Source organism: Brucella tritici, from assembly GCF_902825325.1.
Classification (GTDB): Bacteria; Pseudomonadota; Alphaproteobacteria; order Rhizobiales; family Rhizobiaceae; genus Brucella.
Map to the genome: position 1 here is coordinate 278,761 of NZ_CADEAR010000001.1, position 13,709 is coordinate 292,469.

Genomic DNA, 13,709 nt, shown 5'->3' on the forward strand with positions numbered 1-13,709 from the left:
TGTGTTGATCCAGCATCTGCAAGTATTTCAGTTCTCATTGGCATGCCCCTGCGTCGCTGGCAAGGCTTAAGCATAGAAAGTCGTTACAGATCAAAATTGTAATGATCCAATATAATTATTGACATGAACAAACTGGTCTTTCACACATAGAGGCAAGAACAAAAATCAAGCATATGGGGAACGAGGATGCGGCCTTACGGTTTCGCACGTGGTGCATTATTGCGCCTCAGTGCGTTCATCCGTTGCCGCCTCGGCAGAACTCGACACAGCTTTCCCCATTGCCATGACGCTATGAGAGGCAGCGCCGTGCAAAAAATGATTGGTCTTGATGAAATCGAAGCCGCTCACAACAGGCTGAACGGTCTTGTCGTGAGAACGCCGCTTGTGCGCTCCGAATATCTCAGCGAACTTGTCGAGACACCAGTTTATCTGAAACTTGAAAATCGACAGACGACCGGCAGCTTCAAGCTGCGCGGCGCGACCAATACCGTCCTTAGTCTGTCGTCCGATGATCGCAAGCGTGGACTGGTGACCGCGTCAACCGGTAATCATGGGCGTGCTGTTGCGTATGCCGCTTCCGAACAAGGCTTGATCGCTACCGTTTGCCTCTCATCGCTCGTGCCGCGCAACAAAGTCGATGCAATCCGCGACCTTGGTGCGGATGTGCGCATCGTTGGGAAGTCGCAGAATGACGCCATGGACGAGGTGGCGCGACTGGCGCGCGAAGAAGGAATGAACGTCATTCCGCCTTTTGATGATCCGCGCATTATTGCTGGACAGGGCACAATCGGTCTGGAGATCATTGATGACCAGCCGGACACCGGAACGGTTCTTATTCCTCTTTCAGGTGGGGGGCTTGTTGCAGGCATCGCCGCAGTAGTCAAAGCCCGACGCCCTCATAGCCGTGTGATCGGCATTTCGATGTGTCGTGGAGCAGCCATGGATGCCAGTCTCAAAGCTGGCAGGCCAGTCAATGTCGAGGAACTGGAGACACTTGCAGATTCGTTGGGCGGAGGCATCGGGCTCGACAACCATTGGACTTTTGCGATGTGTCGCTCATTGCTGGACGAGGTGGTCCTGCTCGATGAAGAAGAGATTGCAGCAGGGATCAGATACGCTGCGACGCACGAAGGGGAAATTGTCGAAGGGGCTGCTGCGGTCGGCATTGGTGCCTTGTTGAGCGGCAAGATCAGGCCAACAGGCCCCACTGCCATCATTATCTCAGGCGGTAATATCGATCCCCAACAACATCGCGCGATCATGGAAGACCGCTATCGGAGGGCAGGCTGATGGCTGAAATGAGAATTCTGACCGAAGCTGATCTGCGACAGATCATAGCTCTTGATCTCGAAAGCGTGACGTGCGTGGAGAATGCCTTCCAGGCACTTGCCCGTGGCGGTGTCAGCATGCCGCCAATTCTTCGACTGGACATACCGGCAGAGCGCGGCGAAGTCGATGTGAAGACTGCATATATTCCGAGGCTTGACAGTTTCGCCATCAAGGTAAGTCCGGGTTTTTTCAACAATCCTTCAATCGGCCTGCCATCCACCAACGGGTTGATGATCCAGTTTTCGGCCAAGACCGGGCTTATCGAGGCACTGTTACTGGACAACGGCTACCTGACCGACGTGCGCACGGCTGCAGCAGGTGCTGTCGCCGCAAAATATCTGGCGCGGGAAGACGCTCATGTGGCTGTCATCTTCGGCGCAGGCATGCAGGCTGCAATGCAGCTTGAAGCGCTGACCCTAGTGCGTCCCATCACCGAAGTAAGGGTTTGGGCACGCAAATTCGACAGCGCGCAAAAAGCTGCGCGAAGCTTTAGTGCAAAACTCGGAATCTCAGTGAAGGCAGTCGCAGATGCGCAAGAAGCCTGCGACGGCGCTGACATCATTGTCACGACAACGCCATCGGAAACGCCGCTCGTCAAGGCCGGGTGGCTTGTCCCCGGCCAGCATGTTACCGCGATGGGTTCGGATGCCGAGCACAAGAACGAGATCGATCCTGCTCTGTTCCAGCGCCCAATCATCTATGTTGCCGACAGCCTGTCCCAGACGCGCAGGCTCGGCGAGTTGCATCATGCAATTTCGGCTGGGGTTGTTGCGACGGATGCTGTCTTCCCAGAACTCGGCCACATTGCACTCAATGCCCCGACATTCCAGCGGAAGGCAGAGGATATAACCTTCTGCGACCTCACCGGAACAGGCGTTCAGGATACGGCGATTGCTCGTCTCGCCACGGAGCGCGCCAGCCTGCGCAATGCAGGCACAAAAATCGATTCAACCAAAACTGCAGGAGCCAGTCGATGAGTGTGGAACTCAACTTCACCCGCGCGGAATACGATCAGCGGATAACCAAAACCCGTCGCGCCATGGAGAAGGCAGGCTTCGATATCATCATTGTCACCGATCCATCCAATATGCACTGGCTGACCGGCTATGATGGCTGGTCCTTCTATGTTCATCAATGCGTTGTGCTTTCGATGGAAGGGGAACCGATCTGGTACGGTCGCGGTCAGGATGGCAACGGTGCGAAACGCACTGCGTGGCTCAGCCACGACAATATTATCGGCTATCCCGATCATTACGTGCAATCGCTGGAGCGCCACCCCATGGATCTCCTGGCCTCGATGCTGGAAGAAAAGGGTTGGGGTAACAAAACCATAGCTGTGGAGTTCGACAATTACTGGTATACGGCTGCCGCTCATCACGCATTGCAGAAGCACTTGCCGAATGCCCGGTTCAAGGATGCGCAAGGACTGGTCAACTGGCAGCGTGCCGTCAAAAGCTCGACGGAAATCGACTATATGCGCAAAGCTGGCCGCATCGTGGAAGTCATGCACCGACGCATCGCCGACAAAATCGAGCCAGGTATGCGTAAATGCGATCTGGTTGCAGAAATCTACGATGCAGGCACGCGCGGCGTTGACGATTTCGGCGGCGATTATCCCGCCATTGTGCCGCTGCTGCCTTCCGGACCCGACGCATCCGCACCGCACCTGACCTGGAATGATCTGCCGATGAAGACCGGCGAAGGCACCTTCTTCGAAATCGCTGGCTGCTATAAGCGTTATCATTGCCCGTTGTCGCGCACCGTATTTCTCGGCAAGCCGACACAAGCCTTTCTTGATGCCGAAAGAGCCACCCTTGAGGGCATGGAAGCGGGACTTGCTGCCGCCCGTCCCGGAAATACCTGCGAAGATATCGCCAACGGCTTTTTTGCGGTGCTGAAGAAGTACGGGATCGTCAAGGACAACCGCACTGGCTATTCAATCGGCCTGTCCTATCCCCCAGATTGGGGCGAGCGCACGATGAGCCTGCGCCCCGGCGACCGCACCGAATTGCAGCCCGGCATGACCTTCCACTTCATGACAGGTCTCTGGTTGGAAACCATGGGGCTGGAGATCACCGAGAGTATCGTGATCACCGAAACGGGCGTGGAATGCCTGTCGAATGTGCCGCGCAAACTGGTGGTCAAGGATTAGGACGCTGCGATGATGCACACTTCGCCTCCCTCACGTCCCTCCCCGATCACGCCGACCATCGATCTCAACCGAGACGGCGTGCAGCACGGGCATCTGCGACTGCCTTGGTCCAGAGACGATTCCGCATGGGGATCGCTGATGCTACCCATCTGCGTGATCCGGAATGGCGACGGTCCAACGGCTCTTCTGACGGGCGCCAATCACGGCGATGAATACGAAGGTCCGGTCGCACTCTACGATCTCGCCGCCAATCTCAAACCGGAGCAGATCAGCGGGCGTGTCATCATTGTTCCGGCAATGAACTATCCAGCCTTTCTGGCGGGGACGCGAACATCCCCCATCGACAAGGGCAATCTCAACCGCAGTTTCCCCGGTCGCCCGGATGGCACCGTCACGGAAAAGATCGCGGACTATTTCACCCGCTACCTTTTGCCGGCAGCCGATATTGTTATGGATTTTCATTCCGGCGGACGGACACTCGATTTTCTGCCTTATGCAGCCGCACATGCCTTGCCCGATACGGCCCAGGAAGCTCGTTGCTTTGCTGCTGTCAAAGCCTTTTCTGCTCCCTTTTCCATGCGGATGATCGAGATCGACGCCGTCGGCATGTACGATACGATAGCGGAAGAAGCCGGCAAGGTGTTCGTGACGACCGAGCTTTCCGGCGGCGGCACAATTTCTGCCCGCACCGCTTCCATAGCCAAGCGCGGCATTCGCAACCTTTTGCGCCATGCAGGCATTCTGCAAGGAGAGGTGGAGCTTTCACCCACAACATGGCTCGATATGCCGTCGCAGGAATGTTTCGGCTTTGCCGATACCGAAGGTTTGCTTGAACCATTGGTCGATCTTGGCGCGGAGATACGCAAAGGTGACCTCATTGCGCGCGTTCATACCGTAACCCGCACGGGTGCAGCTCCACAGGAATACCGCGCCGCACTCGACGGAATTCTCGCGGCCCGGCACTTTCCAGGCCTCATCAAGATGGGTGACTGCCTGTCGGTCACTGCCACGATCAGCAAGGAGCCAGCCTCGAGATAAATCTATCAATACCAGCCAACCGACAAGCCGGGCAGACAAACAACCGGCATTCAAAAAGAGGAGTGAACACGATGCGCATAAAACTACATACAATTTCAGCCCTGTTCTCGGCTGCGGCAGTCCTGGCTCTTACGCTTCCGTCGCACGCCGTCACGGTCGATGAACTCAAGAGTGCGGGCTTCGTTCGCGGAGCAACAGCGAACGAAGTACCCTATGGTTATATGGACGAGAGCGGCGCGGCGAAGGGCATCGGCCCAGACGTCGCGGCCGCGATCTTCAAGAAACTCGGTATCGAGGAAATCGACTGGACCGTTACCCCGTTCGGATCGCTCATTCCCGGCCTGAAGGCAAAGCGGTTCGAGTTCGTCGCAGCCGAGCAGAACGTCCTGCCTGATCGTTGCAAGCAGGTAACCTTCACCGTTGCAAATTCGAGTTATGGTGAAGGCCTTTTGGTGCCCAAGGGCAACCCGAAGAATATCCATTCATATGAAGACATCAAGAAGGATCCATCCCTGAAAGTCGCAATCGTTTCCGGTGCGGATCAGATCGACTTCCTGCATGGAATGGGTATCGATGAATCTCAGATCGTCATGATCCAGGGCAATGCCGATGCACCATCGACCGTCCAGACCGGGCGAGCTGATGCCTATGCCGCAACGGAACTGACAGTCGCCAAGCTGGTCGACAATTCACCAGAGTTGGAACAGGCGCATCCATTTACCGATCCGGTTGTCGATGGCAAATCTGCCAGAAGCTTCGGCGCTTTTAGCTTCCGTCCGGAAGACAAGGAATTCTACGAGGCCTTCAACAAGGAACTCATCGAGTTCAAGAAGACTGATGACTATAAGAAAATCCTTATGACTTATGGACTTAGCGAAGAAAGCGTAGAAGCTGCGCGAACCGTGGATACTGCCAGCCTCTGCAACGCAAAATAAGTCGATTTGCTGCCCGCCGGATCGGTCAACGGCTCGGCGGGCATTGTCTCATCTCAACCGGGAGACGACCATATGCATTGGACGGAGTATCTTCCCGCCCTTTTCAAGGGGGCGCAAGTCACCGCCATTCTTGCCCTCAGTTCGATGGCCATCGGCACTATACTGGCGTTTGCGGCCGGGATTGCCCGTTTTGCCGGCGGACCGATCCTATCCACGATTGCGGTGATCTATATCGAGATATTCCGCGGCACGTCTCTGCTCGTGCAACTGTTCTGGCTCTATTATGCCTTGCCGCTGATCGGCATTTCATTTGATCCGGTCACTACAGGCATCATGGGGCTTGGGCTCAATATCGGTGCTTATGGCGCGGAAGTCGTGCGCGGTGCCTTACAGGCAGTTCCAGAAGCGCAACATGAAGCCGCGCGCGCACTCAATTTCAGTAAGGGACATACCTTGTTCCATGTCATCCTGCCGCAAGCCGTGGTCGAAATGATGCCAGCATTCGGTAACCTTGCAATCCATAATCTCAAGGATACTGCCCTTGCCTCGCTGATCGCGATTAGCGACCTGACCTTCCAGGCCCAACGCCTGCGCAACCTGACGCTCGATAGTGTGACAATCTATACGCTGACCTTGTTTGGATACTTTGCGATGGCGCTTGTACTTGCCGCAGCCATTCGCTGGCTGGAGAGACGTTTGAGACGTCAAACCATGGCTGGAGGTTTCGCATGATCTACGGCTATGCCTGGGACACCTCGTCCACACTCTCCTTCGCAATTTCCATTTTGCCAATTCTGGCGATTGGTCTGACTGTAACCCTGAAAGCGGCTGCAACCGGGTTTGCAATTGCGCTCGTCCTTGGCCTTGTCTTCGCGCTTCTGCGCCGCAGCCCATACAAGATCATATCCTGGCCAACAGCAGTTGTGGTGGAGTTTCTTCGTGATACACCACTGCTCGTGCAGCTGTTTTTTCTGTACTACGTGCTGCCGGTCTACGGCATTGTCCTGCCTGCCTTTCTGACTGGCGCACTGGCACTTGGTCTTCAGTATTCAGCCTATACGTCGGAAGTTTATCGCGGAGGTATCGAAGCCATTCCGCGCGGACAATGGGAAGCGGCGCGAGCTCTCAATCTCACGCCTTGGCGCACCTATCGCGATATCGTCATTCCACAAGCCATACCCCGGATCATCCCAGCCATGGGCAATTACCTTGTCTCCATGCTGAAGGAGACACCGGTTCTGTCTGTTGTGAGCATTGTCGACATGCTGAACCTCGCCAATCTGATCGGCGATCGCACCTTCGAATATCTCGTGCCATTGTCGATGGTCGGCTTGATCTTCCTTGTGCTGACCCTCATCTGTTCAGCGCTCATACGCCTGCTCGAACGCACACTTCCAAAGAACGGGATCGCTCTCAAATGACCCAGGAAATTATCCGCTTTCAGGACGTAACCAAGCGCTTCGGAGCCCTGACTGTACTGGATCGCTTCAATTTTTCGGTCAAGACAGGCGAGAAGGTTACGCTAATCGGACCCTCCGGATCGGGAAAATCAACGGTGCTCCGCATTCTCATGACACTGGAGCCGTTTCAGGAGGGTACACTTGAGCTTGCAGACATGCCCTATCACGAGCCAAACGGAAAAGGGCAATTTCAGGCGAGCGAAGGCCATTTGCGCAAGATCAGATCGCATGTTGGCATGGTGTTTCAGAGCTTCAATCTGTTTCCGCATATGTCGGTGCTACGTAACATCATCGAGGCGCCGGTCCATGTTTTGGGCATGAAACGCGGCGAAGCGGAGGCTCGTGCCCTCGACTTGCTCTCACTTGTGGGTTTGACGGACAAGAAGGATCACTATCCCTCGCAGCTTTCAGGCGGCCAGCAACAGCGCGTTGCTATCGCCCGCTCGCTTGCGATGCGCCCGCGTGTCCTGTTGTTCGATGAACCGACATCGGCGCTTGACCCGCAGTTAGTAGGCGAAGTGCTCTCCGTCATTCGCAGCCTGGCACAGGAACATGATCTGACCATGCTTCTTGTCACACATGAAATGCGATTTGCTCGGGAAGTATCCGACCGCGTTTGTTTTTTTGACAAGGGACGTATCTGCGAGCAAGGCACCCCGGAACAGATATTCCAGTCACCGACAGAAGCTCGCACCAAGGAATTCCTGCAGTCTGTACTTTGAGATTGATCGTTTAGAGCGCGTTTCGATCTGATTGGATCAGATCGACGCTCTATCTCTTGGTTTTGACGCGTATCTTTTCCGAAAACCGTTTCACACTTTTCGGGATGCGCTAAGCGATCGAACCAACATCATAAACGGGCGGCAGTTGGGCAAAGGTTTCACGGATCGTTTCAAGTGCCGTCTGCAAAGCCGAACGCGAAAGCCGTCCGCCAAGACAGACCCGGATGCCCCCGTTTCCTCGATCTACACCAGCCACAAAGGGATCAGACGGTGTGACTGCAACGCCTTTGTTGGCAAGCGCGCGCACCAGTCCATCCTCAGACCAGTTGCGAGGAATTTTCAGCCAGGCACATAGAGAAAGCGGATTGCTGCCTGCCACAAGTGCGCCCAGAATGTCGGTCACTTGCGCCTGACGGGATCGCAACTCGCTGCGCTGGATGTCAATAAGTGCCTCAGCCGTGCCATCTTCAATCCAGCGGCTGGCCATTTCAGCCATGAGATTGACGCCGCTCCAGCTCGTTACACGAAGAATGGATGTAATCCGAATGGAATATTGCGTCGGAACAACAAGATAACCCGTACGCAACCCCGTCATGACCGTTTTGGTGAAGCTCGTTACAAAGAAACCCAAGTCGGGCAACAGCTCCGGCATCGAGGGTAGTTTCTCTTCGAGAATGGGTTTGTAGACTTCATCCTCGATAACGCAGACGTCATATCGCCGCGCGATTTCGGCAACGGCTATGCGGCGCTCGGGCCCCATCAAATGGCTGGTCGGATTGCCAAATGTCGGGATCATTACGAGTGCACGAACGTCTCCAGCTTTGCAGGCGATTTCGAACGCATCCGGCAGAATGCCCTGTTCGTCAATCGGGAGCCCGCGCAGAGTAAATCCAAGCACATTGGCAAGACCAATGATGCCATGGTCGGTCAGGCTTTCCGTCAGCACCACCTCCCCCGGCTGAACAACAGCAGCGACGGCAAGAAACAGCCCATGTGCGGCACCGTTTGTGATGATAATCCGGCCTGGATCGACAGCTACGGATAGGCCACGCAGCCACTCCCGTGCAACCGCGCGATGTCGATCCAGCCCCGCAATTGGACGACATGGGCGCATGAAACTGGCGTTGTCGGACTGACTCATTTCTTCAAGCAGACAACGCGAAGCATTTTCGTGTGCTTCTGTATAAACCGCCCGAATGATTGATAAATCTGCCGCTCCACTCGGATCCCGGTCCAGCATAAAACGGTCCGCTCGCTCTGTCACACGGTTGCAGACATAGGTTCCCCGGCCAACCTCACCGCGAAGATAGCCGCGCCGTTCCGCCTCCTTGTAGCTGATACTGACGGTCTGCACAGAAAGCCCGAGCTTGTGAGCCAAATCGCGATGGGTAGGCATACGCGTGGCGGGCAGAAGAATGCCCTTTTCGATATCGTCAACAATTTTGTCCGTCAAAAGCCGGTGCTTGGTGACACCCTTGCGCATTTCCAATATGGGTTCCCACATACGTCCAACGACTCCATCATGACATATCCATAATTGTCTTATTATACTGGAGGTATATCATGACAATCCAGTCAAAACAGCAGTTGGGAAGCAGTCACTCCGGCTAGCGAGGACAATTGCCCGGACGACGCAAAGTATACCTTAACGAGCGTATGGCGCGCGATGCATTGTACCCGAAGTAGCATCGGAAGATGTCAATATCGCCTCATAAAAGATGACAAGCCCGTCAAAACAAGCTATTGATAGTTAAAGTGAATTCTATCGTTCACCTATATAAATCGCTCATCGCCGCCGGATGAAATGCGCATGAATAAAAAACGGAGCTCGCAGGCTTCCAGGCCGCAAAATCCAGCCCAATCATTCCTTGAGAATGAACGTCCGACGCTGAAGACAATTGCATTTATGACCGGCCTTGGCGTGACCACGGTTTCCCGTGCCTTGAAGGATGCACCGGAAATTGGTTTGGAAACACGTAAACGCGTACAATTGATCGCTCGACAGATCGGCTATCGTCCCAATCGTGCGGGTGTGCGTCTTCGAACAGGTAAGACGAATGTCATTGCGCTGGTACTGAATACACAGGACGAGATCATGGGTTTCACCAGTCAGGTCATTCATGGCGTCGCCGATGTTCTAGCTGAAACACAGTACCATCTCATTCTGACGCCCTATTTTCATTCGAAGGCGTCGATCGAGCCGATCCGCTACATCGTGGAAACGGGTTCAGCCGACGGCATTATTTTCTCACGTACAGAACCGGACGATCAGCGCGTCCATTTTCTGACGGAACATGATTTTCCTTTCGCCACCCATGGTCGTACTGATACGGGCATTGAGCACCCTTTTCACGACTTTGATAATTTCAATTTCTCGCTGGATATGGTCGGCAAACTGTCATCGCGCGGACGAAAGCGGCTTGCTTTGCTGACTCCACCGGCCCATCTCACCTATTACCGGCATATGGTGGGCGGATTTTATGAGGGGCTTCGTGCTTTTCACTGTAGCGGATCGCCCCTTGAAGGTGTTGATCTCGATACGCCGCTTGAGGAGTTGCGGCAGCATATTGCTCAATTGATGAAAAGACCTGATCGACCGGATGGTATCATCTGTTCCGGTAGTGCCGCTGCGTTGGCAATCGTGGCAGGCGTCGAAGATGCCGGATTGAACATTGGCAATGAAATCGATGTCGCAGCCAAACAATCAACGCAGATTCTGCATTGGTTTCGACCGGGGCTGATCGTCGTCGAGGAGAGTTTCAAGCTCGCCGGGCAACAGCTCGGTAAAGCCATTCTTGGCCGGATCAACGGCATCGATGTCAAGTCCTTGCAGACCATCGGGTAAGAGTGGGCGGAGGCCACTCCAATCCCGTAGGACCGGAATAGCCTCCTATCGCTCGGGAGGAGCGATGCAAAGTCAGTTTGCCGCCCGCTTCTTTCCGTTTTTTACGGGCCGCAGCAAGGCTTCAGCTGCGGCAATGTCGAGTGCTGCCGGGCGAGTGCAGCGTGTTTCGATGTCGATGAAGCGCTTTTCTTCACCCGACCTGAGAACAGCCAGCATGACATCGACCCCATGCAGTGCACGTTCCAGCGAACAACGCATATCGCGACCATCCAGAATTGCAGCCGCCATATCTGCCAAGCCTGCTGTTCTATAATTGGCCATCATACCTTGAGGGTGCTGTTCATTGGCAATTCCAAAGGGGTGCTCCCAATTTTCAACTGGTTCGGCTGGCTTGCCCGGCTTCGCCAGTTGCACCTCTCCGCCAAAAAAATTGGGATCTGGCAGATAGAGAGATCCTTCGGTGCCATATAATTCCGTGTTCGCATGGCGATGAGCCCAAACGTCCCAACTTGCCGAAAGGGTTATTGTTGCCCCCTGTTCGAACTCCAGCAGTGCGTGAACCGTTGTCGGTGTCTCAACCCGAATGGTTTCGCCTTTGCGGGGTTCTGAGCTGATCGTACGCGTTGGTGTAGCCGCGGAGGTCAAAGCCGCAACACGTCTCACGGGCCCTATCAGATTAACGAGATTGGCGATGTAATAAGGCCCTAAATCAAGGATCGGTCCGCCGCCCTTTCGAAAGAAAAAGTCCGGATTCGGATGCCAATGCTCCATGCCATGGCTCATGACATGGCATGTACCTGACGTGATGCGACCGACATTACCGCTATCGATTTCGCGCCGCGCCAGCTGGTGCGCTCCACCCAGAAACGTATCCGGCGCGCAACCCACTTTGAGATTGCGGCCATCGGCAAGCGCTTTCAATTCCAACCCTTGTTCCATCGAGAGAACCAAAGGCTTTTCCGAATAAGCGTGTTTGCCTGCGGCCAGAATTTGCTTTGTGACAGCATAATGGGCATCGGGAACCGTCAAATTGACGACGATATCTATATCGTTATTTTGGAGCAGCTCATCGATAGTCTGCGCTTTTACACCAAACTCTTCTGCGCGCGCGTTTGCTGCGGCAGGGTTAATATCGGCACATGCCCTTATTTCGATACCTCGAAACATCGGAGACAGCCGCAGATAGGCAGCAGATATATTACCGCAACCGATAATGCCGACACCAAGTGTCTTGGTCATTTCATTCTCCAAATCAGAAATTCTTTACGGTTTCGATGGAACGGCTGGCAAATCGGGTATCATCCGACGGATTATCGTGTTCCATGATGAAATAGCGGGCAGGCGTCTTGCGCAAAGCTGCGAACAACGCAGCCCAGTCTACAGTTCCGTGCCCGACATCTTCCCAGCCGTCTTCGTCAGCTTTTTCACCGGTTATCGCGATATCCTTGACATGGACCGCAAGGATACGGTCGCCATAGCGCTTGATCCATTCAAGCGGGTCGGCACCACCTTTGATGATCCATGCAATGTCCGCCTCCCACGCAAGATCAGGCGAAGCATCAAGGATATGCTCCTGTGGCACTGAACCGTCAGCCAGGGGACGGAATTCAAAATCGTGATTGTGCCAGCCAAAGGCATAGCCCGCCTTGCGGTAAGGCTCTCCGGCGGCAGCGAGGCGCTTTCCGAACTCCTGCCAACCGGCAACGCTATCCGGGCGACGATCAGTATCGAGATACGGGCAGAAAATCGCCTTCATATCGGCAACCTTGGCGATTTCCAGAACACGGTCGACTTCGTTCTCGAGCATGTCCAGACCAAAGTGCCCGGTAGGCATGGAGAGCCCGAAAGCGTCGAGCTCCTTCTTTAGTCGTGCCGGATCACCATAAATCCCCCCATAGCCTTCCACCCGACGATAGCCGAGGTCTCGCAGCATTGTGAGTGTACGCTCCAGCGGTTGGAAATTGCGGGAGCTGTAAAGTTGATAGGAATATCCGTTCATGTCCTCATCCTTCAAACTCTGTCCTGATTTGTCTCGGGCTTTTCTGAGGTCAAAGCATCCCGGCGCGGCCCAAAGCGATCTTCGTGCCGTCCATTGAAAGCCAATAGTTTCGCCTCTTGCAGGAGGCTCTTAAGGGGAGCGTTTTTCGCTATTCATCTAAAGCCTCTCCTCCGTTTGGGCGTCGAAAAGTGACAGGGCACCGGGCTTGAATCCGATCCTGACCTGCTCGCCCGCCCGATAGCGTTTACCGGCTTCCACTCGCGCGGATAGCGGATGACCGTTCAAGCGAAGCCAGACAAGGCTATCGGCGCCCATCGGCTCGTCCAGATCGACGGTCGCTTCAAAGCCGTTTTCGACGTCAAGCCTGATATGCTCTGGACGAACACCGAGGATCGCCTTCTGTCCTGGCGCTAGCTTCCCGTCATATCCGTCGAGCCGCACAGCAGTCTCTCCGATATGGAATACGAGCTCGCTTTGTGTGACCGTAATTTCCCCGGAAAAGAAATTCATCGACGGCGAGCCGAGAAAACCTGCGACGAACCGGTTTTTCGGCCGGTTGTAGATCGTCAGCGGATCGGCCAGTTGCTGGACCACCCCGCCCTTCATCACTGCAATGCGATCCGCGAGCGTCAGGGCTTCGATCTGGTCGTGGGTGACATAGATCATCGTATTGCCGAGCTTCTGGTGAAGACGCTTGATCTCGACGCGCAGTTCGGAGCGCAATTTTGCATCGAGATTGGAAAGCGGTTCATCGAACAGAAACACGTCGACGTCGCGCACCAGTGCGCGACCGATCGCAACACGCTGGCGTTGACCGCCAGAAAGTGCCGAAGGTTTGCGTTGCAGCAAGGGTTCGATCTGAAGAATTTCAGCGGCACGCTGGATACGTTTGTCTATTTCCGACTTCGACAGACCGGCAACCCGCAAACCGAAAGAAAGGTTCTTTTCGACAGTCATCTGCGGATAAAGCGCATAGGATTGAAACACCATGCCGATGCCGCGATCCTTCGGTTCTTCCCACGTAACGTTGCGCCCCTTGATATAAATGCTGCCTTCGGAGATATCGAGAAGGCCCGCCACGCAATTGAGCAGCGTGGACTTGCCACAACCGGACGGGCCGAGAAGCACGAGGAATTCACCCTCTCCGATCTCAAGATTGAGATTTTGCAACACGTTGACCGAACCGAAGCCGAGCGAGAGGTCCTGGATGGAGACGCTTGAATTCATGA

13 protein-coding genes are annotated in these 13,709 nt (G+C 54.8%); 9 read left to right on the forward strand and 4 right to left on the reverse strand.

The window, feature by feature from the left end; translation table 11 throughout:
• Nucleotides 1-315: 315 nt before the first annotated feature.
• From eutB to ehuA, 8 genes are all read left to right on the forward strand, one after another.
• Nucleotides 316-1,290: a hydroxyectoine utilization dehydratase EutB gene (gene eutB / locus HWX93_RS01290; protein WP_176036359.1), complete on the forward strand. Its 975-nt coding sequence runs from the start codon at nt 316-318 to the stop codon at nt 1,288-1,290.
• Nucleotides 1,290-2,306 (forward strand): cyclodeaminase, encoded by a 1,017-nt coding sequence (locus tag HWX93_RS01295; RefSeq protein WP_176036202.1) that lies wholly within the window; start codon nt 1,290-1,292, stop codon nt 2,304-2,306. The genes eutB and HWX93_RS01295 overlap by 1 nt, the downstream gene beginning before the upstream one ends.
• A complete protein-coding gene (gene doeA / locus HWX93_RS01300; RefSeq protein WP_176036203.1) occupies nt 2,303-3,481 on the forward strand; it encodes an ectoine hydrolase DoeA in 1,179 nt (392 codons plus the stop codon). The genes HWX93_RS01295 and doeA overlap by 4 nt, the downstream gene beginning before the upstream one ends.
• Nucleotides 3,482-3,490: 9 nt before the next feature.
• The gene (gene doeB, locus HWX93_RS01305; RefSeq protein ID WP_176036204.1) at nt 3,491-4,519 is read left to right on the forward strand and encodes a N(2)-acetyl-L-2,4-diaminobutanoate deacetylase DoeB; all 1,029 of its coding nucleotides are present in this window, start codon (nt 3,491-3,493) and stop codon (nt 4,517-4,519) included.
• 71 nt (nt 4,520-4,590) lie between these two features.
• Nucleotides 4,591-5,454 (forward strand): ectoine/hydroxyectoine ABC transporter substrate-binding protein EhuB, encoded by an 864-nt coding sequence (gene ehuB / locus HWX93_RS01310; protein WP_176036205.1) that lies wholly within the window; start codon nt 4,591-4,593, stop codon nt 5,452-5,454.
• Between the two features lie 72 nt (nt 5,455-5,526).
• The gene (ehuC, locus tag HWX93_RS01315) at nt 5,527-6,186 is read left to right on the forward strand and encodes an ectoine/hydroxyectoine ABC transporter permease subunit EhuC (protein ID WP_176036206.1); all 660 of its coding nucleotides are present in this window, start codon (nt 5,527-5,529) and stop codon (nt 6,184-6,186) included.
• Nucleotides 6,183-6,875 carry an ectoine/hydroxyectoine ABC transporter permease subunit EhuD gene (gene ehuD / locus HWX93_RS01320; protein WP_061347875.1) on the forward strand — a complete coding sequence of 231 codons (693 nt, stop codon included), beginning with the start codon at nt 6,183-6,185 and terminating at the stop codon, nt 6,873-6,875. The genes ehuC and ehuD overlap by 4 nt, the downstream gene beginning before the upstream one ends.
• Nucleotides 6,872-7,636: an ectoine/hydroxyectoine ABC transporter ATP-binding protein EhuA gene (gene ehuA / locus HWX93_RS01325; RefSeq protein ID WP_176036207.1), complete on the forward strand. Its 765-nt coding sequence runs from the start codon at nt 6,872-6,874 to the stop codon at nt 7,634-7,636. Before ehuD ends, ehuA begins: the two co-directional genes overlap by 4 nt.
• A gap of 109 nt (nt 7,637-7,745) precedes the next feature.
• On the opposite strand, the gene HWX93_RS01330 is transcribed toward ehuA, so the two are convergent.
• Nucleotides 7,746-9,140, reverse strand: coding sequence for a PLP-dependent aminotransferase family protein (locus HWX93_RS01330; RefSeq protein ID WP_176036208.1), 1,395 nt, complete (start codon nt 9,138-9,140; stop codon nt 7,746-7,748).
• A 306-nt stretch (nt 9,141-9,446) separates the two neighbouring features.
• On the opposite strand from HWX93_RS01330, the gene HWX93_RS01335 reads away from it, so the two are divergent.
• A complete protein-coding gene (locus HWX93_RS01335) occupies nt 9,447-10,481 on the forward strand; it encodes a LacI family transcriptional regulator (protein ID WP_176036209.1) in 1,035 nt (344 codons plus the stop codon).
• Nucleotides 10,482-10,553: 72 nt separating this feature from the next.
• Here HWX93_RS01335 and HWX93_RS01340 read toward each other — a convergent pair whose 3' ends face one another.
• The 3 genes from HWX93_RS01340 to HWX93_RS01350 all read right to left on the reverse strand — a co-directional run bounded on the left by HWX93_RS01340 (nt 10,554) and on the right by HWX93_RS01350 (nt 13,707).
• The gene (locus HWX93_RS01340; protein WP_176036210.1) at nt 10,554-11,720 is read right to left on the reverse strand and encodes a Gfo/Idh/MocA family protein; all 1,167 of its coding nucleotides are present in this window, start codon (nt 11,718-11,720) and stop codon (nt 10,554-10,556) included.
• Nucleotides 11,721-11,733: 13 nt separating this feature from the next.
• On the reverse strand, nt 11,734-12,480 hold the full coding sequence (locus HWX93_RS01345) for a sugar phosphate isomerase/epimerase family protein (protein WP_176036211.1): 747 nt from the start codon (nt 12,478-12,480) through the stop codon (nt 11,734-11,736).
• A 156-nt stretch (nt 12,481-12,636) separates the two neighbouring features.
• A complete protein-coding gene (locus tag HWX93_RS01350; RefSeq protein WP_176036212.1) occupies nt 12,637-13,707 on the reverse strand; it encodes an ABC transporter ATP-binding protein in 1,071 nt (356 codons plus the stop codon).
• Nucleotides 13,708-13,709 lie beyond the last annotated feature (2 nt).